The sequence below is a fragment of the Pelovirga sp. genome (assembly GCF_059864205.1).
In genome coordinates, this window is sequence record NZ_JCBCBS010000137.1 from 1 (window position 1) to 20,201 (window position 20,201).

Below are 20,201 nucleotides of genomic sequence, written 5' to 3' on the forward strand. Positions count from 1 at the left end.
CAAGTATCTACCGGACCTGAAGGAGGCTATGCGGAAGGATCAGAGACAAAGATTCGGAAAAGTTGCCGGATCGGAGGAGGTTGCGTAATATCGGAATGAAAATCGGAAAACCGATTTTCAACTAACCGATGGACAAGCTCCCAGGCAGGACCAGCAGGAGTAGAAGTTATCGCAATTTGACAAGACTGTACTTTTGGACTTAATTGCTATTATAGTAATCAATAAAAGGAGTTAATGTCACAAAAATGTATACCAATATGTGACATTGTATCATGAAAGTTAAAGACCCTGTCAAGATGAAAATTCTGAACCGGATAGCCGCCTCAAAGAATGGAATGGCAGGTATAGCCGACTTTACCGACTTGGGCCGTTCCGACAGCGTCAGACAAGCGTTGTCCCGTCTGGTAAGGCAAAAGCGGCTCATACGCATTCATTCTGGAGTATACGCTTTACCGGGCAATATAGGGCTGTCCGGTGAACCCATACATCCCCGATTCGACGATGCGTTGCAGGAATGGGCGAGAAAGAACGGAGTGAGAATCTTCCCTTCCGGAGCCGTAACTGCCAACCGGCTTGGTCTTTCGAACCAGGTGCCTATGAGAAGACTGTATTTTACCAGTGGACGAAGGCGAACCGTGACGATTGACGGAATCAAGACGCTGTTGCTTCCCCGGTCCGGAATCGTATTCGATACTCCCGGAAAGACTCTCCCCTGGATCGTTCAGGCAGTCCGTTTCATGGGAAAAGAATATATCGACGCGGAGCGGCTGAAAACAATTCTCCGGCGCTTGCCAGCCAAAGAAAAGGCTTTTATCATGAAGGGAAAGGATATCCGGCCCCGTTGGGTCAGGGCTTTCCTGCAACAGGTTGAATTCGGAGGACGGAATGGATAGGATAATTTCAGCCGATCCGGAAGAGAGAGCGGAAATATTCAGGAAGGTTTCTGAAGCAGGAAAATCAGAGTTGTCGCCCGATGTCATTGAAAAAGATTTCTGGGTCTGTCGGGTTCTCTATGGGCTGTTCCATGAAATGACTCTGCGATACCCTTTGGTTTTCAAGGGAGGGACATCGCTCTCCAAAGCGTTTCAGATCATAGACCGGTTTTCTGAGGATGTGGATCTAACGCTCGAATTGACGGGGGAATCTCCGTTCCTTTCACCACTGGAGGAGGGAATCAGCCGAAGCGAGGCTGATCGACGCATCGGTTCCCTGGTAGCAGAGGGTGAAGTCATTGTCAAGGATATTTTCCTTGGAAATTTACGCTCGTGTGCAGGAGAACAGATTGGAAAGAAGGGATGGACCATCGCTTCGGACGACAAAGATAGCATGACTGTTCTGTTCGCTTATCCGGAAGGTGTGACAAGACCTTTGGGCGGGTATCTCCGTCCTGTCATCAGACTGGAATTCGGGGTTCGGGGAGAGACTTGGCCTTCCGGCAACAGGATGGTCTCTCCTATTACCGCCGAACATTTCCCTGAATTGTGTGGTGAGTACGCATCTTTCAATGTCAGAACGCTCGACGCTGAACGGACCTTCTGGGAGAAAGCCACGATTCTTCACGCGGAGCATCATCGTCCCGGAAGCGGGGTGATCCGGGAAAGACTGGCGCGTCATTATTACGATTTATATATGTTGTCCGAACATCCCGCCGGTAAAAGAGCTCTGCTCCGCCCGGATTTGCTCAGACAGGTGGTCGCGCATAAGAGTGTACTATTCCGTTCCGGATGGGCGCAGTACGAGTCCGCGAAGCCGGGCACTTTTAGTCTTCTTCCGGATTCGGGCAAGCTCGGAGCGTTGAAGCGGGATTATTTTCTGATGCGGTCGATGTTCACCCGTGAGCCGCCGTCATGGGAGGAAATCACGGAAGGTTTAAGGGCACTCGAAAGAAAGATCAATTATACAGGGTGAGGCTGGAACTGCTCTATGGACGACACCGAATACATCGCCATCTCTGCACTTCAGCATTTTTCTTTCTGCCGGAGGCAGTGCGCTCTCATCCATATTGAGCAGGCATGGCAGGAGAACTATTTTACCGCTGCTGGACGAGTGATGCACGAACATGTCCATGAGCAGGGAGATGAGAAAAGATTCGGGAAGCGGATCGAGAGGGGGCTCGCGCTTGCTTCAGATCGTCTCTGTCTGACCGGGAAAGCTGATGTTGTGGAATTCGGCAGGGATGAACAGGGGGGATTGACCGTATTCCCTGTCGAGTATAAAAGAGGTAAACCTAAAATCGATGATTGTGATCTGATACAACTGACCGCCCAGGCTCTCTGCCTGGAAGAAATGACCGGCGTCTCTGTTCCGAAAGGCGCGGTCTTCTACGGAAAGACCTGGCACAGACATGATGTCGATATCGGCCCGGAACTCCGGCAAGCTACGGAAAAACAGATCGCTGAATTGCACGGGTTTATCAGGGAGGGGATCACACCTTCGCCGGTCTTTGAAAGAAAGTGCAAGTTTTGTTCTCTCGCGGACCTTTGTCTGCCGGTACGGCTTGAGAAGAAGTTTTCAATCGACGCCTATCTGGAAGGACAGGTTAGGGAATGAAAAAACTGCTGAACACTCTTTTTGTCATGACGCCCGAGTCATATCTCCATAAAGAGGGCGAAACTGTTGTCGTTAAAAAGGGTGACGAAGTGAAGATCCGGCTCCCGCTTCATAATCTCGGAGGAATCGTCTGTTTTGGACAAATTTCCATGAGCCCGTACCTGATGGCCGCGTGCGCAGAAAGCAACATCGGAATATCCTATCTGACGGAGACAGGCCGCTTTCTGGCCCGGATACAGGGGAAGGTTTCCGGCAATGTCCTTCTCAGAAGGGAACAATACCGGAAGGCGGACGATGAAGCCGCTTGTGCTCATATCACGAAATGTTTTCTTTCGGGCAAGTTTGCCAACGGACGGACGATAGTCCGGAGAGCCTTACGGGATCACCCGGACAAGTTGGACGGAGAAGCACTGAAAAACTGTTCTGCGCGTCTGGATGCTTCTTTAGAGGCCGTACTCAAGGCGGACTCTGTGGACACAATGCGGGGTATCGAAGGAGAGGCGGCAGTCGCGTATTTCGATGTTTTCGATCATCTGATTATCAGTCAGAAAGAAGAGTTCCGGTTCGACGGAAGGAACAGAAGGCCTCCCCGGGATAAGGTGAATTGCCTGCTTTCCTTTGTCTATACCCTTATGGCGCATGACGCGCGTTCGGCACTGGAGACTGTAGGTCTCGATCCCTGCGTGGGATTCCTTCATAAGGACAGGCCCGGAAGGCCCGGACTGGCCCTCGATTTGATGGAGGAATTCCGCTCAGTCATAGGCGATCGGTTGGTCCTCAGTCTGATAAACCGGGAGCAGGTGAACAGCAGGGGATTCGATCTGTCTGAATCCGGTGCGGTGATGATGGACGAAAAGACGAGAAAGGAAGTCGTTACCGCGTATCAGCAGAGAAAACAGGAGGAGGTTGTTCATCCTTTCTTCGGAGAGGAAGTCAAGATAGGACTCCTTTTCTATACCCAGGCTCTTTTGTTGGCCCGTCATATCAGGGGAGACATAGACGGCTATCCGGCTTTTTTCTGGAGGTAACGCGATGATGGTTGTTGTCAGTTATGATGTCAAAACATCGGAGGAAGGAGGCGCCAAGCGTCTGCGGAGGGTGGCCAAACGATGCGAGGATTTCGGTCAGCGTGTCCAATTTTCCGTATTTGAATGCGTTGTCGATCCCGGACAATGGACTATTCTCAAAAATGATCTGGAGAAGGAGGTCGATCCCAAGTCCGACAGTCTCCGGTATTATTATTTGGGGGCCAATTGGAGCAGAAGAGTGGAGCATTTCGGCGCAAAGGAGATCAAGAATATTGAGGAGGATGTCCTGGTGGTGTAGTCCGGAAGGGTTTGCGAACCCCCTCCTGACATGATTTCTGTGGAAGGTTCGCGCGGTTGATATTTAACATTATGATTGTACTTGAACAGCGTGGCAGTTCGGGAGACAAATTTGGCAATGGGAGTACTTTCATGTTCGCAGTCTGGTTCTCGGGATCTTGATATTTGCCGGAAACAACCTCATTATTAATGGGTATTTGAATTGCTGTCGCCCCCCCGCGCGGGGGCGTGGATTGAAACATTTGTCCACGGCACCGACGTGCTAGGGCTGTTGGGTCGCGGCCGGGGTAACACCCGGCAGAAGATTGAAACTTCGTGCCTTTTGTGTCTTGGTGGCTCTTAAATCGTCCCCCCACCGGAAACGACCCTCCCGCCTTCCACATCTTTTGTTGCATTAGCTTGTTCACCTGTTAAGATGCGGCGTGTTTTTCTCTGGGTCAGGTGTCTGAGAGTGATGTTGCGAATCTTCCATGCGATAATTTTCCCGTTAATGATCCTGATGCTTTTAGCGTGGACGGACACTTCTCTGGCGGCTGAAGGGTCAGCAGCACAGCACAGCACCTTGAGTTTTGTATACGAGAATGATGTTTTTAATAATAGTGACGTGCACTATACCAACGGAATTCGCGTCAGTTGGATTCCGGCTTCCAGCCAAACCCCTGACTGGGCGATTAAAGTTGCCCGGGCCGTCCCCTGGTTCCCTCGTCATGGCGAGGTGCTGCACGGGTATTCCATCGGCCAGAGCATGTTCACCTCCAACGACATTTCTCAGGAAGTTCCTTCGCCGGATTCGCACCCTTATGCGGGATGGCTTTATTGTAGCATCAGCCTCAGCGTTGAGGCCGGGCGCCAACTTGATCAGCTGGTTCTGACCGGCGGGGTTGTGGGCCCGGCGGCCCTGGGTGAGCAAACCCAGAAGGTGATTCATCAACTGGTCGGGTCGCAACTTCCCCAGGGGTGGGATCATCAGTTGCATAATGAGCCGGGGTTGATGCTCAGCTGGCAGCGTAGCTGGCGCGCGTTGGCCACTCGGCCCGTTGCAGGCAGGCAGCTTGATCTGACGCCTCATGTCGGGATGACCCTGGGCAATGTGCTGACCTATGGGAATGGTGGGCTTACCCTGCGTTACGGGAGTAATCTGCCTGTTGATTATGGCCCTCCCAGGATTCAGCCCGGGTTGCCGGGTACCAGTCATTTAGTGCCGGCAGTTAATGTCGGTTGGTATTTGTTCGCCGGGGTTGAGGGGCGGGTGGTGGTGCGCAATATTTTTCTGGATGGTAACAGCTTTCGCAACAGCCGCAGTGTTGATAAAGAGCCGCTGGTAAGTGATCTGCAGTTTGGCGGGGTGATTCTCTGGAATCGTATCAGGTTGAGCTATACCCACGTCTTGCGCTCCCGCGAGTTCAAGACCCAGGAGACAAGAGATAATTTTGGCTCAATCAATATCTCGATACAGTTTTAATCTGCTGATTTTTTCGCTGGAAGAGCATCATTGCTGCAAACAGCGGGATGTTGAAAGATGTCGCTTTTCAACACCCCGCCAGGAAAAACATCACTCATGAGCCCCATAGGGCAGGATCAGGTTGAGCACGACGCCGATGATACCGGCCAGGCCGATGCCGCCGAGTTTGACGATGGCCAGATCGAAGGTCATGCCGCCGATGCCGAACACCAGGATAATGGCGACAATGGCCATGTTGCGGGGTTGCATCAGATCGGTACCGGCACGCACCAGGGTGCCGATACCGATAACGGCGATGGCACCAAACAATAGAACCATGATGCCGCCCATGACCGGTACCGGGATGGTGCTTAACAGGCCACCGAGCTTGCCGACAAAAGCCAGAATGATAGCCGCAAGAGCGGCCCAGGTCATGATGGCCGGGTTAAATGAGCGGGTCAGGGCGACAGCGCCGGACACTTCGGAGTAGGTGGTGTTGGGCGGGCCACCGAGAAGGGCGGCAACACTGGTAGCAACGCCGTCACCGAGCAGGGTGTTCTGGATGCCGGGGTCGCGCACGTAGTCCTTGCCGGTGATACCACCGATGGCCATGACATCGCCGAAATGTTCAATGGCCGGCGCCAGGGCAATGGGCACAATAAAGATGATGGCTTCCAGATTCCACACCGGCATGGTGAAATTGGGGATTGCCAGCCAGGGAGCCTCGATGGCCTTCTGCATGGAGATCAGGGCCGGGGCCGTCCAGTTGGGGAGATCACCCGGATGAAAGGACGCCTGCAGCGAAGCCGTCAGCCCGGTCAGGTCGAGAAACAGCGATGCAATATAGCCGGCGATAATTCCACTGAGAATGGGAATCAGGCGGAACATGCCGCGTCCCAGCAATGACACCAGCACCGTCACCGTTAAGGCAACACCGGCAATGATGTAGGCGGTGGTTTCCGGGACCAGCCAGGCGCTGCCGTCACCGGTGCGCCCTGAAGCCATGTGGATGGCAACCGGGGCCAGGACCAGGCCGATGACCATAATGACCGGGCCGACGACCACGGGAGGCAAAACCCGATGGAGGATGCCGCTGCCGAAGATGCGCACGATAATACTCAAGACAATATAGAGCGCCCCGGCTGCCATTAAACCACACATGGTACCGGCAATTCCCCATTGTCCGACGCCATAGATGATCGGTGCGATGAAGGCGAAGCTGGAGGCGAGAAAGACCGGCACCTTGCCGCGGGTGATAATCTGAAAAATCAGGGTGCCGACCCCGGCGGTAAACAGGGCAACATTGGCATCAAGTCCAGTCAGCAGGGGAACCAGAACCAGGGCACCGAAGGCGACAAACAGCATCTGGGCGCCGAGCAGACCATCTTGCAGGCGAAAATGGTAGTCAGTGGGGGCGTGGGTTTTTTTCATTATGGGCTCCTGAATGGGTAAGAGAATTTACTCGACGGCGTCGCAAAATCTCACTAACTGTTGCGTTGCCGCCATCGTCTCACTGCTTCGACGTTGGTTAGTGCGCCTCATTGTTCAACAATGGCGCGCCTTGCATATGGCGCTTTTAGCTTAGCCATCCAACCTGATGTTTTTTTGCGATAGCAGCTTACTTGGTGCCGAAAATTTTGTCGCCGGCATCGCCAAGGCCGGGGAGGATGTAGCCGTTTTCATTGAGGCGCTCATCGATAGAAGCGACATAAATGTCGACATCGGGGTGAGCTTTGCTGATCCGTTCTAAGCCTTCCGGGACCGCGACCAGAAACAGCCCGCGAATACTGGTGCAGCCGGCCTGTTTAAGCATATCGATGCAAGCGACCAGGGAGCCGCCGGTGGCCAGCATCGGGTCGAGAATCAGCGCGGTGCGATCCTCCATCGAGCTGGTCAATTTTTTAAAGTAGCTGACCGGCTCCAGGGTTTCTTCGTCACGATAAAGGCCAATAACACTGACCCGGGCACTGGGAATCAGATCAAGAACCCCGTTCATCATGCCCAAACCGGCACGTAGAATCGGTACCACCGTTATTTTTTTTCCTTTAATCCGTTGTACAACGACTGGGCCATTCCAGCCGGTGATGGTTTCATCTTCGGTCTCCAGATCTTTGGTTGCCTCGTAGGTTAGCAGGCGGGCGACCTCGGAGGCGAGTTCGCGAAAATCCTTGGTGCTGATGTCGTGCTGGCGCATCAGCCCCAGTTTGTGTTTCACCAGGGGATGGTTGATTGCATGGACGGCCATGGGATTGCTCCTTGGAAGGGGGCTGGAATTATCGCCGCACAGCATAGAAGGATCGACCTGGTCGGTCAAGAATTTAGCTTCAAGCGATCGGGGTCGGCTGACAGGAGTGGAACAATGACGGCATTTTTTGCTGACAAGATGCTTTCTTCCACAGACAAAGATGGGCTATAGTCACCGGTCGGTATTTTTTGAAATTGAAAGAAATTACGTAATATGAAACCTGTTCTGTTGAGACATCGTCTTGAATACGTGGCTCTGCTTTGTGTCGCGCCACTTCTCCGCGCGTTGCCTCGCTCTGTGGCCTTGCGTCTGGGATGTGGCATTGGTAGTTTGAGTCGCTGGTTGTTGCGCCAGCGTTGCCAACTGGCGTGCGAAAATGTACGACAAGCTTTTCCTGACTGGCCAACAGAGCAGGTGAGTGCCCTGGTGAAACGCAACTTTGAGCAGTTGGGAATGAGCGCGGTTGAGACATTGCGCCTGGATTTGCTTGATCCGCACCGGCCCGCGGATCTTTTCGATATTCGTGGTGCTGAACATTTGCACGCGGCGTTGGCGCTGAATCGCGGGATTATTCTGCTGACCGGTCACCTGGGCTTTTGGGAGGCCGGGCACTACGTGTTTCCAGCCCTTGGCGTCCCCCTCGACACCATTGCCAAGCCGTTGAAAAACCGCCTCACCGATGCTTATTTTTATCGGATTCGCACCCATTTTGGCGCTGATATCCTCAATAGCCGCAAAGGAGCGCGGCGGATTCTCAAGTCATTGCAGGCCGGGCGCGCCATCGGGCTGTTGCTCGATCAGCATATTTCGCCGCCGGGCTCCATCCCGGTTGATTTTTTTGGTCGCAAAGCCTACGTCACGACGGCCATCACCAACCTGGCGATGAAATACCAGATTCCGATTGTGCCGACCTTTTGTCTGCGTCAGCCGGATAATCGTTATGATATCTGGATTGAGCCGCTGGTACTGCTTAAGGGGGAGGGGGAGACGGCACTGGCGGAAAATACCCAGTTTCTGACGAACATCATCGAACAGGCAATCCGCCGTGATCCCGGCCAATGGTTCTGGATGCACAAACGCTGGCGCAAAACCAAGAAGTAACAGGTTAAAAATCTGCTTAGGTACTTAGCTCCAGTAAAGGAAAAATCTATTCACCACCCGTTCGCTACGCTCGCTAGAGTCACAGAGAGCACAGAGAGCATCAGGTTTTTTTTATGAACTCAGTGCCTTGGTGGTGAATGCTTTATAAGTCCGAATCAATAGCTTGAGTGAACTGAATAACCAAGGTAATTAATTGTTTAAACGGAGAAACTACAAATGAGTTTGCAGCACGAAATAGCTAAACGCCGCACCTTCGGTATTATCAGTCACCCGGATGCCGGTAAAACCACCCTGACCGAAAAGCTGTTATTGTTCGGTGGAGCTATTCAGATGGCCGGAACCGTCAAGGCGCGCAAGTCGGATCGCCATGCCACCAGTGACTGGATGAATATCGAAAAGGAACGGGGCATCTCCGTCTCCTCCTCGGTGATGAAGTTCGACTACCGGGATTTCGAGATTAACCTCCTTGATACCCCCGGTCACCAGGATTTTTCCGAGGACACCTATCGGGTACTCACCGCAGTTGACAGTGCCCTGATGGTCATTGACAGTGCCAAGGGGGTCGAACCACAGACCGAAAAACTGATGGAGGTGTGCCGGATGCGCAACACCCCGGTGTTGACCTTTATTAACAAGCTCGACCGTGAAGGGCAATCTCCCCTCGATCTCCTCGCTGATATTGAAGAGAAGCTGCAGATCGAATGTGCCCCTTTGTCCTGGCCGATCGGTATGGGCAAGCGCTTTAAGGGGGTCTATAATCTCTACCGCAATGAGCTGCACCTGTTCCGCTCCGGTGAAGACCGGCGCAAAACCGACATCATCAGTATTGACGACATCAACAGTCCCGAGCTCGATGAATTGCTCGGCACCCAGGCACAGGAATTGCGCGACGATATTGAGCTCCTCAAGGGCGCGGCCAATCCTTTTGATCGCGAGGAATATCTGCGCGCCAATCAGACGCCGGTGTTCTTTGGCAGTGCCATCAATAATTTCGGCGTGCAGGAGATGCTCGATGCCTTTGTTGAACTGGCACCACCACCCGGGGTCAGAGAAGCCGCTGAGCGCCTGGTTGCTCCGGAAGAACCTCAATTCTCCGGCTTTGTCTTTAAAATCCAGGCGAATATGGACCCGGCTCACCGCGACCGTATCGCCTTTTTGCGCATCTGTTCGGGGAAATTTACCCGTGGCATGAAGGTGCGTCATCATCGGATCGGCAAGGATATTTCCCTGGCCAATGCGACCATTTTTATGGCCCAGGATCGCGCCCATGTGGAAGAGGCTTTCCCCGGCGACATTATCGGTCTGCATAATCATGGCACCATCAAAATCGGTGACACTTTCAGCGAAAAAGAGCCCCTTAAGTTCACCGGGATCCCCAGTTTTGCGCCGGAACATTTTCGCCGTGTGCGTTTGAAGGATCCACTTAAATCAAAGCAGTTGCAAAAGGGGTTGATTCAGCTGGCAGAAGAGGGGGCGGTACAGGTGTTCAAACCGGTCAATGGCGCCGAGTTTATCCTGGGTGCAGTGGGGGTTCTCCAGTTTGATGTGACCATGGAGCGGTTGAAAGCAGAATATAATGTTAACGCTGTTTATGAAGGAGTTGACTTTACCACCGCCCGCTGGATCCGCGCGACTGATCGTAAACGTTTGGAGGAGTTTCAGAGAAAAAACCAGAACAATCTGGCGATTGATGCGGAAGGCGAACTTACCTATCTGGCAGCCAGCGAGTGGCGGTTGCAGCATACCACCGAGCAATGGGAAGGGATTGAATTCCTTAAATCACGTGAGTACAAATAATTTTTCTCCCAAAACGGCGCTATTTTATTCGTGGTGGTGTCCATCTGCCGGATGACCTGTACGCCGGGCTGGTGTCGGCTCCCTTCTGCTAAGGGCTGCTTAAAACATTCAGCTGGAATGGCTGGTTTGTCTCTGTTCAGCACCGGATCTTCGGATCCTATGTCAAGGGACGCGATTGTTTCCCGTTGGGTCATCCATGACCGCTTGTTGTCGCCGTCCATGGCGACAAACACCCTTGCCACAGGAACCCCGACCCTGCGCAAGGACAGCATTGAAGTTACTCTGGTTTTTTATTTTTTAGCCGCGATCCACATTTGTGTGCGACAGGTTTATCATGATGTCAGGTCGTTCAAAAATCACTTCCATCAAGTCATGTCTTAAACTTATCTCCATTTTCTCCCTGCTGATTTTTCTGCTGACAGCGGTGATTGTTGTCAGCTTTTTGCTACATATACATCAAGACATCGATCAACGCGTTGGCACCAGCTTTGAGCAGGCTCTGATCAACTCTCATAATCGCTCCGATTTTGGTTTGCTGGCAGCCCGATTGGCGGTTTTGCGCAATACGTTTTACGGCAATCAGGATCTGCTGGGTAGCGAGGGGCAGGCACTTGGCAAGCTCATTGGTCAATTGGCGGGTCGTGTAACTGACCCTGACCAGCGGCAACTGTTATATCATTTGCAGGAGGAGTACCACACCTTTCTTGTCCGCGCTTTCTGGATCAATTTTACGATTTTGCAGCGACGCTGGCAGGAAGAAGAAATTGATGAACTTTTGCTGTTCAGTAGCGAAATGTTGACGCAAAGTAGCGGCAAAGGGCGAATCAGTGACGATTTCATGGAAACCTTTGTCCCCTTGCGGCAGTTGCGGGTGAGTTTCCAGCGCTTATCCAACATGTTTTTTACGCTCGATCGTAACCATGAGGCGTTGATTCAGCCACTGGACAATCAGGCGATTATTGCTGCACTGGAACCCATCAAGGCCGCCGCCAGGCAATTTACTACTGCACCCTTCCCCCATCATCTGACCGGTCGTGAACTGCTCTCCAGGATTGACCATATGACTTACCTGTTACAGCAACAGCAACGGGAAATGATGCTGTTGAGTGGTCAGGGCGATAAGCTTGATGCGTTGACCGAGCGGATTATGGCGGCCATGCAGGTTCTCGATCAACAGACCAGCACAGCGGTTGGGGCGGCCAGAAAAGATATCGGCGACACACTTTATGTTGTTTTTGCCGGTTCTCTGGCGGTCTTCTTTGCCCTGATCGCCGCTGTTCTTTTTAGTCATCGCTGGTTATTTGCCAGGCATGTCCAGAAGCCGATGGAGCTGGTTGGCCGGCGGTTACAGGCGTTTCAACAGGGGGATCATTCAACACCCGTGCAGCTCGGCTGTTTCGACGAATGGCAGCGGATCGAGCTGGTGTTCAATGACATGCTGGGCAATCTTGAGCAAAGCCTTGGATCTCTGCGTGATTCGGAACGCCGTTACCGGGAAATTTTCACCAATGCCACCGAAGGCATTTTTCGATCGTCCCTCGATGGGCGTTTTCTGGCTTTGAATCCGGCCGTGGTGGCGATGCTGGGGCATGCATCCGAGGCCGAAGCAATGGATTATTATTCTGATTTGTCGACGCAGCTTTATGCGGATCCGCTAACGCGCTCACGTTTGCTGGAAGGCCTTCAAGCTACCGGCAGAAATATCAATTTTGAAGCGCAGATAGTTCGAGCAGATGGAAGTTTGTTCTGGGCCGCGATCAATAATCATCTGGTCTATAATACGGACGGCAACGTACATTATATTGAGGGTACGGTTCAGGATATCACAGTTCGACGTGCCGCTCAGAGCGCTTTGCAAGAATTAAAGAGCTTTCTCCAGCGTATTATCGATTCCATGCCCTCTGTCCTGATTGCCGTGGATGCTGAACTGAAGGTGATTCTCTGGAATCACCGGGCGGAGCAGGAATGTCAGTTGCAGTCATTTCAGGCCAGGGGCGTAGCGTTGAAAGATGCCCTGTGTCTGGTCAAGTATGAAGTTGTTCTGGAAAAACTGCAGTCAGCGTTGGCCAGCCAAAAAACCATGCGCCTGCAGAAGGTCGAAGGGCGTGATACGCTTCAGGGCGGAGCGAAGCGCCATTATGATATTTTGATCTATCCTCTGCCCGGGGCCGATGAAGGTGGGGCGGTAATTCATATCGATGACGTGACGGAGCAGGTGGCATTGGAACAGGTTCTGGTCCAGAAAGAAAAGATGGAGTCGGTTGCCGGTTTGGCCGCCGGTTTTGCCCATGAGCTGAACAATCCACTGGCGGTTATTCTGCAAAGCGTTCAGGTGCTTGAACGGCGACTGTCGCCGGAGTTCAGGAAAAACTGTGAAACGGCTGAGGAACTGGGGACGACGATGACGGTGATTGCAGCGTATCTACAGCAGAAAAAATGTGACACCATGATCACTTCCATTGCTGAGGCTGGTATTCGTGCGGCCAAAATCGTTGAAAATATTCAGATCTTCTGTCGCTCTTCGGGGAGTAGTTTCACGGGTCATCGTGTTAATGATCTGGTTGAGCGAACTCTTGATCTGGCGGTCAGTGACTATGATATGCGCCGTCATCTGAAATTTCAACGCATCAGAATTGTGCGGGACTATCAGCCGGTGCCGGAGGTGGTCTGTGACTCCGCGCAGATTCAGCAGATCATCCTTATTCTGTTGAAAAATGCGGCACAAGCGCTGGTGGAGGTGCAGGATGATCCGCAGATTACCCTGCGCATTGAAGGTAAGGGGGAGTATGTGTGCCTTGAAGTCAGGGATAACGGGACAGGAATGTCCCCTGATATCTGTCGCCGCGTGTTCGATCCTTTTTATACAACCCAGGAAGTGGGTCAGGGGGTTGGACTGGGGCTATCGATTGCGTATCATGTTGTTTCCCAGAATCATCGCGGTTATATGTCGGTGATTTCGGAAGCCGGTGCCGGCAGCAGTTTCAAGGTTTACCTGCCGACCCTGAATCATATCAACTGATATTAGCAGAGGGGGAATAAGGCTATAATCAGGTGGCAACAGGTATATGAATTCGGTATCGTCGCTCTGGACAAAGAGCATCAAGGGCTGGTTCCGTAGATCAATGGCCTGTTTGAGGCGCTGTGCGACAAACGGGGAAGTGAATTGTAAGCCGCCGTTGTTGCGATGCCGGATGCTTATCTGTTGCTAATTATTCAGCTGCTGTCCTTCGCGCAGGGCCTTTGGATCTTTGACTAGGGTTTTTGTCGCCATGGACGGCGACAAAAAGCGGTCATGGATGACCCAACGGGAAACAATCGCGTCCCTTGACATAGGACTCCCGACCCGGTGCTGAACAGATACATCTGTTGGAACATTTTGACTACGAAGAAAGGCTGATGCAGGCATGACAGTTTCCTGATTATGCTGAGCATCAGCTGGAGTATCAAGACCTTGTTACTGCTGTACAATAACTAAAAACTGATTATGCTGATAGGGATGCAAGCGCCGTCGGCGAATTGCTGAATTTTTTGCGCACCTGGCTACTCGAGCTTAGTGACAAGGTGGACAAAAAATATGGATCTTTTATTGAATCGCGCGGCGGGCGTTTTGTGGAGTAATGACTTCTGCTCGATCGAGTCGTTTGCTGGCGGTACTGACCCAAAGGACTGGTATGTATATTTCGACATCACGATCCGTAGTTAAGGACTTACTCAACAGCTCTGCGGCGCAACAGCGGATCCGTGTCTGTGGCTGGGTCAGGTCGGTACGCCGAGGTAAGGATGTCGCTTTTATTGCCCTGAATGATGGCAGTTGTCAGGGCTCGTTGCAGGTTGTCGTTGCTGCAAGCTTGCTGCAGGCGCCGGCAATGGCTGCTCTGGGAACCGGCGCCTGCATCGTGGCGCAGGGCGATCTGGTGGCCTCTCCCGCAGCCGGCCAGTCATGGGAAATGCAGGCCGATCAGCTTGAGCTGTTAGGCGGCGTCGATGGCGACTATCCGCTACAAAAAAAACGCCATAGCTTCGAATATCTGCGCAGCATCGCCCATCTGCGCCCGCGGGCCAACACTTTTGGTGCTGTGTTCCGTATGCGTAGTGCCCTGGCATTTGCTGTGCACCAGTTTTTTCAGGAGCGCGGTTTTTTGTATGTCCATACCCCGATCATCACCACCAATGACTGTGAGGGTGCGGGCGAGATGTTTCGGGTGACCACCCTTGACGCTATACAGCCCCCCATGAATAGTGGTCAGGTTGATTGGGCGCAGGATTTCTTCGGTGATAAGGCGGGTTTGACCGTCAGTGGTCAGCTGCAGGGTGAGTTGTTCGCCATGGCTTTTGCCGATATCTACACCTTCGGCCCGACCTTCCGGGCGGAAAATTCCCATACCAGCCGTCATGCCAGTGAATTCTGGATGATCGAACCGGAGATGGCTTTTGCTGATCTGGCGCGGAACTGTGAGGTGGCGGAAGAATTTTTCCGCTATCTGGTAACCTGGAGTCTGGAGCGTTGTGGTGATGACCTGGCATTTTTTAACCAGCGCATTGCACCGGGGCTGATTGATCGCCTCGAACAGCTCGCCCGCGCACAGTTTCACCGGGTGACTTACAGCGAGGCGATCAAACTGCTGCAACAGTCAGGACGAGCGTTTGAGTTCCCCGTCGCCTGGGGGCTGGATCTGCAGTCGGAGCACGAGCGCTATCTGACCGAAGATGTGTTCGCCGGGCCGGTTTTTGTCATCGACTATCCGCAACAGATCAAGGCGTTTTACATGCGCCGCAATGATGATAACAAAACCGTTGCCGCCATGGATCTGCTGGTGCCGCGGGTCGGTGAAATTATCGGTGGCAGCCAGCGCGAAGAGCGCCTGGAGGTGCTGGAGCAGCGCATGATCGCGCACGGAATCGACCCCGCCAGCCTGGACTGGTATCTGGATACCCGGCGCTGGGGAAGTTGTCCCCATGCCGGTTTCGGCCTCGGCTTTGAACGTCTGCTCATGTATCTGACCGGTATGGAAAATATTCGTGACGTTATTCCCTTCCCCCGCACTCCAGGCAGTGCGCGTTTTTAGCTCTCTACCAGGCTTCTGCCAGGGCGACTCCCGGCCATTGCGTCACGCATCATTAAATTGTTGAACGCCTTGAGTATTGTCCTTCTAGTGGTTATAATTCTAACGGTGTTTGCTGCTTGAGGGTTTTTGTGTCTGCCTGATGCGCCCCGTCCGAACCTCACCAGGCTTTTTTATGTAACAAATGCCCTGTCAGCGCTGGGTGTTGTGTTATAATCGCGTTTCCGATCTATTATCGCTCACATCGGGTGGGCTTTTTTATCACTCATTGATCAAGGAGGCTGAAAACCATGAAAAAGCTGTTTATGTATGCCCTCGCACTGACCGTTGCCATCGGCATTACTCCCGTCCCGGAAGCGGCCGCCAACCAGTTCGTCACCATCGGTACCGGGGGCGTCACCGGTGTCTATTACCCCACCGGTGGTGCTATCTGCCGTTTGGTCAACAAGGATCGTAAGGAACATGGCATCCGTTGTTCCGTCGAATCTACCGGGGGTTCCGTTTACAACCTGAACACCATTGCTTCCGGCGATCTGGACATGGGCGTTGTCCAATCCGACTGGCAGCACCACGCCTACTATGGTACCAGCAGTTTTGAAGCCGCCGGTCCCAACAAGGACTTGCGCGCCCTGTTCTCCATCCATCCCGAGCCCTATACCGTTGTTGCCCGTGCCGATGCCGGCATCAAGAACTTCCTGGATCTTAAAGGCAAGCGGGTTAATGTGGGTAACCCCGGTTCCGGTCAGCGTGGTACCACCGAGGTTGTACTCGAGGCCCTGGGCTGGACTATGAGCGATTTCCGTCTGGCCTCCGAGCTGCGTCCGGCTGAGCAGTCTGCCGCCATGTGCGATAACCGTGTCGATGCCATCATTTACACTGTCGGTCACCCCAACGGTTCCATCCAGGAAGCTACAACCACCTGTGATGCCATTCTGGTCAACGTCACCGGTCCGGAAATCGACAAGCTGATTGCCGAGCGCGACTACTATCGTTCTGCAATCATCCCGGCTGGTATGTATCGTGGCAACAATCAGGACACCAAAACCTTTGGTGTCGGCGCAACTTTTGTTTCTTCCGCCAAGGTTCCTGAAGATGTGATCTATCACGTTGTCAAAGCGGTGTTCGATAATTTCGAAGATTTCAAGCGCCTGCATCCCGCCTTTGAAAATTTGAAGAAGGAAGAGATGGTCAAAGATGGTCTCTCAGCGCCGTTGCATCCTGGCGCCATCAAGTATTACAAGGAAGCAGGCTTGCTCTGATAGGACATTTCGAAAAAAATGCACCGCTTCGGCGGTGCATTTTTTTCACCTGGTTCGATTATCCGGAGCACGACTCATCAACAGTTATTCCTGTTCTCCTGATCCCTTTTTAACCAGACGGTTGATTTGTGAGAACATTGCTTTTTAGTGGAATGAAGGGGCAAGATCATGAGTGACACTAAAACGACCAATATCCTGGATGACAAACTGAAAAAGGTGATGGCCGAAACCGAAGGCGGTGCTCGCAACCCGACCGGTGCGGTGCCGAAAAAGGTTCTTTTTTTCGTCCCTTTGATCTGGTCCCTGTTTCAACTCTGGTATGCCTCTCCACTGCCCTACCTGCTCAATATCTTTGTTCTCAACGACACCCAGGCTCGTTCGATACACCTGGCTTTTGCGATGTTTCTGGCTTTTACAGCGTTTCCAACCCTTAAAAGCTCGCCGTCGAAGTACATTCCTTTTCAGGACTGGATCATTGCCCTGATTGCTGCCTTTTGTGCCGCCTATCTGTATCTGTTCAATACCGAATTAGCGTTGCGGCCGGGGAGTCCGACGACAGTCGACCTGATTGTGGCGATCATTGGTATGGTCTTGATGCTCGAAGCGACCCGGCGGGCTTTAGGGCCACCGTTGATGGTTGTTGGTACGATCTTTGTCATCTATACCTTTGGCGGCCAGTACATGCCTGATGTGATCGCGCACAAAGGGGCCAGTTTCGCCAAGGGAATGTCCCACTACTGGTTGGGAACCGAAGGAGTGTTCGGGGTGGCCCTCGGCGTATCTGCCGGTATGGTGTTCATGTTCGTGCTGTTCGGCGCACTGCTCGAAAAAGCCGGTGCCGGAAACTACTTTATCCGGACCTCGTTTGCTGCCCTTGGACATTTTCGTGGCGGTCCGGCCAAGGCGGCGGTTGTCGCTTCCGGTTTGACCGGCATGTGCTCCGGGTCGTCCATCGCCAATGTTGTAACTACCGGAACCTTCACCATTCCATTGATGAAAAAAGTCGGTTTCAAGGCGGAAAAAGCCGGTGCTATCGAGGTCGCCTGCTCAACCAATGGCCAGTTGATGCCGCCGGTCATGGGGGCGGCCGCCTTTCTGATGGTTGAGTACGTCGGCATCAGCTATATCGAGGTCATCAAACACGCGTTTTTGCCGGCGATTATCTCTTATCTCGCCCTGTTCTACATTGTTCATCTTGAGGCCTGCAAGATGGGACTCGAGGGCATGAAGCGTCCGGTAATAACCTCGTTTTTGCGTAAAATATTTATCTTCTCATCGGCAGTCGTGTTGTCGCTGGTGATTGCTGTGGTTACCTATTATGGTCTTGGCTGGATCAAGTTGGTCGCCGGGGAGGCGGCTTTCTACGTCGTTATTCCTATTCTGCTGGTGGCCTATCTGGGACTGCTATGGTTCGCCTGCAAGGTCCCGGAATTGGAGGTAACGACAGAAATCAAGGAACTCCCGCTCTTAAAGGAGACAGCCCAGGCCGGTTATTATTTTTTACTGCCGGTGGTCGTGCTGATGTGGTGTCTGGTGGTGGAGCGTTTGTCACCGGCGCTGTCGGCATACTGGGCCACTGTCTTGATGATCTTTATTCTGCTGACCCAGCGGCCACTCAAAGGGTTGTTCCGGAAAGCCAAAGGAAAACATTATGCGCCGCTGACCGGCGTCACTGAATTGATAAACGGCCTGGTCGCTGGTGCCCGCAATATGATCGGTATCGGTGTGGCAACGGCGGCAGCGGGGATCGTCGTCGGTACCGTGACCCTGACCGGTATCGGTCTGGTCATGACCGAGTTTGTTGAATTTATCTCCGGTGGCAGTCTCACGCTGGTGCTGTTGTTTACGGCGATCATCAGTCTGCTGTTGGGGATGGGTTTGCCGACCACGGCTAACTATATTGTTGTCTCGACCCTGATGGCGCCGGTTGTGGTTGAACTCGGGGCGGCTAACGGCTTGATTGTCCCCCTGATCGCCGTGCACCTGTTCGTCTTTTATTTCGGTATTCTTGCTGACGATACGCCGCCGGTGGGGTTGGCTGCCTTCGCCGCTGCTGGTATCTCCGGAGGTGACCCTATCCGCACCGGTATTCAGGGTTTTACCTACGATATGCGCACGGCCATTCTCCCCTTCATGTTTATTTTCAACAATCAGTTGTTGCTGATCGGTCTGACCGGCTGGTTCCATCTGCTGATCGTGATTATCACCGCACTGGTCGGGATGCTTGCGTTTGCTTCAGGTACCCAAGGCTACATGTTGACGCGCAACCGCAAGTGGGAATCAGCGGTATTGCTGATCATCGCTATCGGCTTGTTGCGTCCCGGGATCGTCTGGGATCGCATTTATCCGCCGTTGATGGAAGAACCACCGTCAGAACTGGCAGCCTGGATTGGTGATATGGAACCGGGTGAAGCGATGCGGATCACCTTACGCGGGGAACGTCTTAGTGGCCGCGAATACACCAAGGCCATTATGCTCACCGTTGGGAATGAATCAACAGGTGCCGAGCGTCTGGCCGCTCTGGGGATCGAAACCATCGAAATTGATGGACGAATTTTTGTCGATATGGTGGCTTTTGCCAGTCCTGCGGCCCGCGCCGGAATTGATTTTGACCAGGAGATTCTGAATTTTCAGGTACCGACCGACCGCCCCCCCAAGGAGTTGTTGTATGTTCCTATCCTTGGAGCATTGGTCGGGATCTGGCTGCTTCAATTCCGCCGCCGCAATAAACAGCAACTGGCTTCTGGTTGAGACGGTTCTTTTGCGCTATTGTTGATATGGTTTGTACATTACAGTTTTACCCTACAGCCTTCCAAGGAGGATATATCGATGGAAGTTAAAATGAAGAACATCCTCGTGGCCCGCGATCTGGGCAAAGATTCGGCCCGGGTCATCCGTTATGCCCTGGAGCTGGGAGTCAAGTTTCATGCCCAGATCCATGTGTTGCATGTCATGCCGACGGTGGACGCCTCGGTGATGAACATGGTGGCTCTGGCCATGGGTGCCGATAAACTGGAAAAGTACAATAAGGATAACGAAGCCGAACTGGCTGCCCAGACCAGCCAGCAACTCCATAAAATTATTGAAGAAGAAAAAGAATTAATGAAAGAAGATGTCGCTCATCCGGTCAAAGTCGAGGTGCACCACGGCGAGCCGGTACCGATGATTTTGACGATCGCCGACCAGCTCGACGCTGACATGATTGTTATCGGAAGCCACAGTAAGGGGGCGCTTGAATATGCGTTTCTCGGCAGTGTCGCAGAAAAAATTCTGCGTAAATCCCATCGCCCGGTGTTGATCGTGCCGCCGACGACCCCGAAAAACAAAAAGAAGAAAAAATAACGTAGCTGGACAGCAACGCACGCCGCGCTGCGGCGTCTTGCCATAAAGTAACTTTTTTTAAGTTACTCAGAAGCTACA

The 20,201-nt window shown here is 52.8% G+C and carries 17 protein-coding genes; 14 read left to right on the forward strand and 3 right to left on the reverse strand.

Annotated elements, in window-relative coordinates; translation table 11 throughout:
- Positions 1-296 precede the first annotated feature (296 nt).
- The 6 genes from AC6F7T_RS08460 to AC6F7T_RS08485 all read left to right on the forward strand — a co-directional run bounded on the left by AC6F7T_RS08460 (position 297) and on the right by AC6F7T_RS08485 (position 5,337).
- Complete coding sequence (locus AC6F7T_RS08460; RefSeq protein ID WP_500717818.1) at positions 297-893, forward strand: DUF6088 family protein; 597 nt, start codon at positions 297-299, stop codon at positions 891-893.
- Positions 886-1,908 carry a nucleotidyl transferase AbiEii/AbiGii toxin family protein gene (locus tag AC6F7T_RS08465; protein WP_500717820.1) on the forward strand — a complete coding sequence of 341 codons (1,023 nt, stop codon included), beginning with the start codon at positions 886-888 and terminating at the stop codon, positions 1,906-1,908. The genes AC6F7T_RS08460 and AC6F7T_RS08465 overlap by 8 nt, the downstream gene beginning before the upstream one ends.
- Before the next feature lie 15 nt (positions 1,909-1,923).
- A complete protein-coding gene (gene cas4 / locus AC6F7T_RS08470; protein WP_500717821.1) occupies positions 1,924-2,550 on the forward strand; it encodes a CRISPR-associated protein Cas4 in 627 nt (208 codons plus the stop codon).
- Positions 2,547-3,578 (forward strand): type I-C CRISPR-associated endonuclease Cas1c, encoded by a 1,032-nt coding sequence (gene cas1c / locus AC6F7T_RS08475; protein WP_500717823.1) that lies wholly within the window; start codon positions 2,547-2,549, stop codon positions 3,576-3,578. The genes cas4 and cas1c overlap by 4 nt, the downstream gene beginning before the upstream one ends.
- A gap of 4 nt (positions 3,579-3,582) precedes the next feature.
- Entirely contained in the window at positions 3,583-3,876 is a 294-nt protein-coding gene (gene cas2 / locus AC6F7T_RS08480) for a CRISPR-associated endonuclease Cas2 (protein WP_500717824.1), read from the forward strand.
- 453 nt (positions 3,877-4,329) lie between these two features.
- Positions 4,330-5,337 (forward strand): lipid A-modifier LpxR family protein, encoded by a 1,008-nt coding sequence (locus tag AC6F7T_RS08485; protein WP_500717988.1) that lies wholly within the window; start codon positions 4,330-4,332, stop codon positions 5,335-5,337.
- 90 nt (positions 5,338-5,427) lie between these two features.
- Here AC6F7T_RS08485 and AC6F7T_RS08490 read toward each other — a convergent pair whose 3' ends face one another.
- Together AC6F7T_RS08490 and upp are read right to left on the reverse strand one after the other, a co-directional pair.
- Complete coding sequence (locus AC6F7T_RS08490) at positions 5,428-6,747, reverse strand: solute carrier family 23 protein (RefSeq protein ID WP_500717825.1); 1,320 nt, start codon at positions 6,745-6,747, stop codon at positions 5,428-5,430.
- 187 nt (positions 6,748-6,934) lie between these two features.
- Positions 6,935-7,561: a uracil phosphoribosyltransferase gene (upp, locus tag AC6F7T_RS08495; protein WP_500717827.1), complete on the reverse strand. Its 627-nt coding sequence runs from the start codon at positions 7,559-7,561 to the stop codon at positions 6,935-6,937.
- Between the two features lie 213 nt (positions 7,562-7,774).
- Between upp and AC6F7T_RS08500 the strand changes: the two genes are divergently transcribed.
- The 4 genes from AC6F7T_RS08500 (at position 7,775) to AC6F7T_RS08515 (ending at position 13,478) form a co-directional block, all read left to right on the forward strand.
- On the forward strand, positions 7,775-8,662 hold the full coding sequence (locus AC6F7T_RS08500; RefSeq protein WP_500717829.1) for an LpxL/LpxP family acyltransferase: 888 nt from the start codon (positions 7,775-7,777) through the stop codon (positions 8,660-8,662).
- 216 nt (positions 8,663-8,878) lie between these two features.
- Entirely contained in the window at positions 8,879-10,459 is a 1,581-nt protein-coding gene (locus tag AC6F7T_RS08505; RefSeq protein WP_500717831.1) for a peptide chain release factor 3, read from the forward strand.
- Between the two features lie 159 nt (positions 10,460-10,618).
- Positions 10,619-10,840, forward strand: coding sequence for a hypothetical protein (locus AC6F7T_RS08510; RefSeq protein WP_500717833.1), 222 nt, complete (start codon positions 10,619-10,621; stop codon positions 10,838-10,840).
- Positions 10,794-13,478, forward strand: coding sequence for an ATP-binding protein (locus tag AC6F7T_RS08515; RefSeq protein ID WP_500717834.1), 2,685 nt, complete (start codon positions 10,794-10,796; stop codon positions 13,476-13,478). The genes AC6F7T_RS08510 and AC6F7T_RS08515 overlap by 47 nt, the downstream gene beginning before the upstream one ends.
- A gap of 186 nt (positions 13,479-13,664) precedes the next feature.
- Here the strand turns inward: AC6F7T_RS08515 and AC6F7T_RS08520 are convergent, their stop codons facing one another.
- The gene (locus AC6F7T_RS08520; protein ID WP_500717837.1) at positions 13,665-13,790 is read right to left on the reverse strand and encodes a hypothetical protein; all 126 of its coding nucleotides are present in this window, start codon (positions 13,788-13,790) and stop codon (positions 13,665-13,667) included.
- Between the two features lie 340 nt (positions 13,791-14,130).
- Here AC6F7T_RS08520 and asnS point away from each other — a divergent pair, with 340 nt between their 5' ends.
- From asnS to AC6F7T_RS08540, 4 genes are all read left to right on the forward strand, one after another.
- Complete coding sequence (gene asnS / locus AC6F7T_RS08525) at positions 14,131-15,525, forward strand: asparagine--tRNA ligase (protein ID WP_500717838.1); 1,395 nt, start codon at positions 14,131-14,133, stop codon at positions 15,523-15,525.
- Positions 15,526-15,812: 287 nt separating this feature from the next.
- Positions 15,813-16,781, forward strand: a complete 969-nt coding sequence (locus tag AC6F7T_RS08530) for a TAXI family TRAP transporter solute-binding subunit (RefSeq protein WP_500717839.1) — start codon at positions 15,813-15,815, stop codon at positions 16,779-16,781.
- 168 nt (positions 16,782-16,949) lie between these two features.
- Positions 16,950-19,532: a TRAP transporter fused permease subunit gene (locus AC6F7T_RS08535; protein ID WP_500717840.1), complete on the forward strand. Its 2,583-nt coding sequence runs from the start codon at positions 16,950-16,952 to the stop codon at positions 19,530-19,532.
- Positions 19,533-19,610: 78 nt separating this feature from the next.
- The gene (locus AC6F7T_RS08540) at positions 19,611-20,123 is read left to right on the forward strand and encodes a universal stress protein (RefSeq protein ID WP_500717842.1); all 513 of its coding nucleotides are present in this window, start codon (positions 19,611-19,613) and stop codon (positions 20,121-20,123) included.
- The last annotated feature ends 78 nt before the right edge of the window (positions 20,124-20,201 follow it).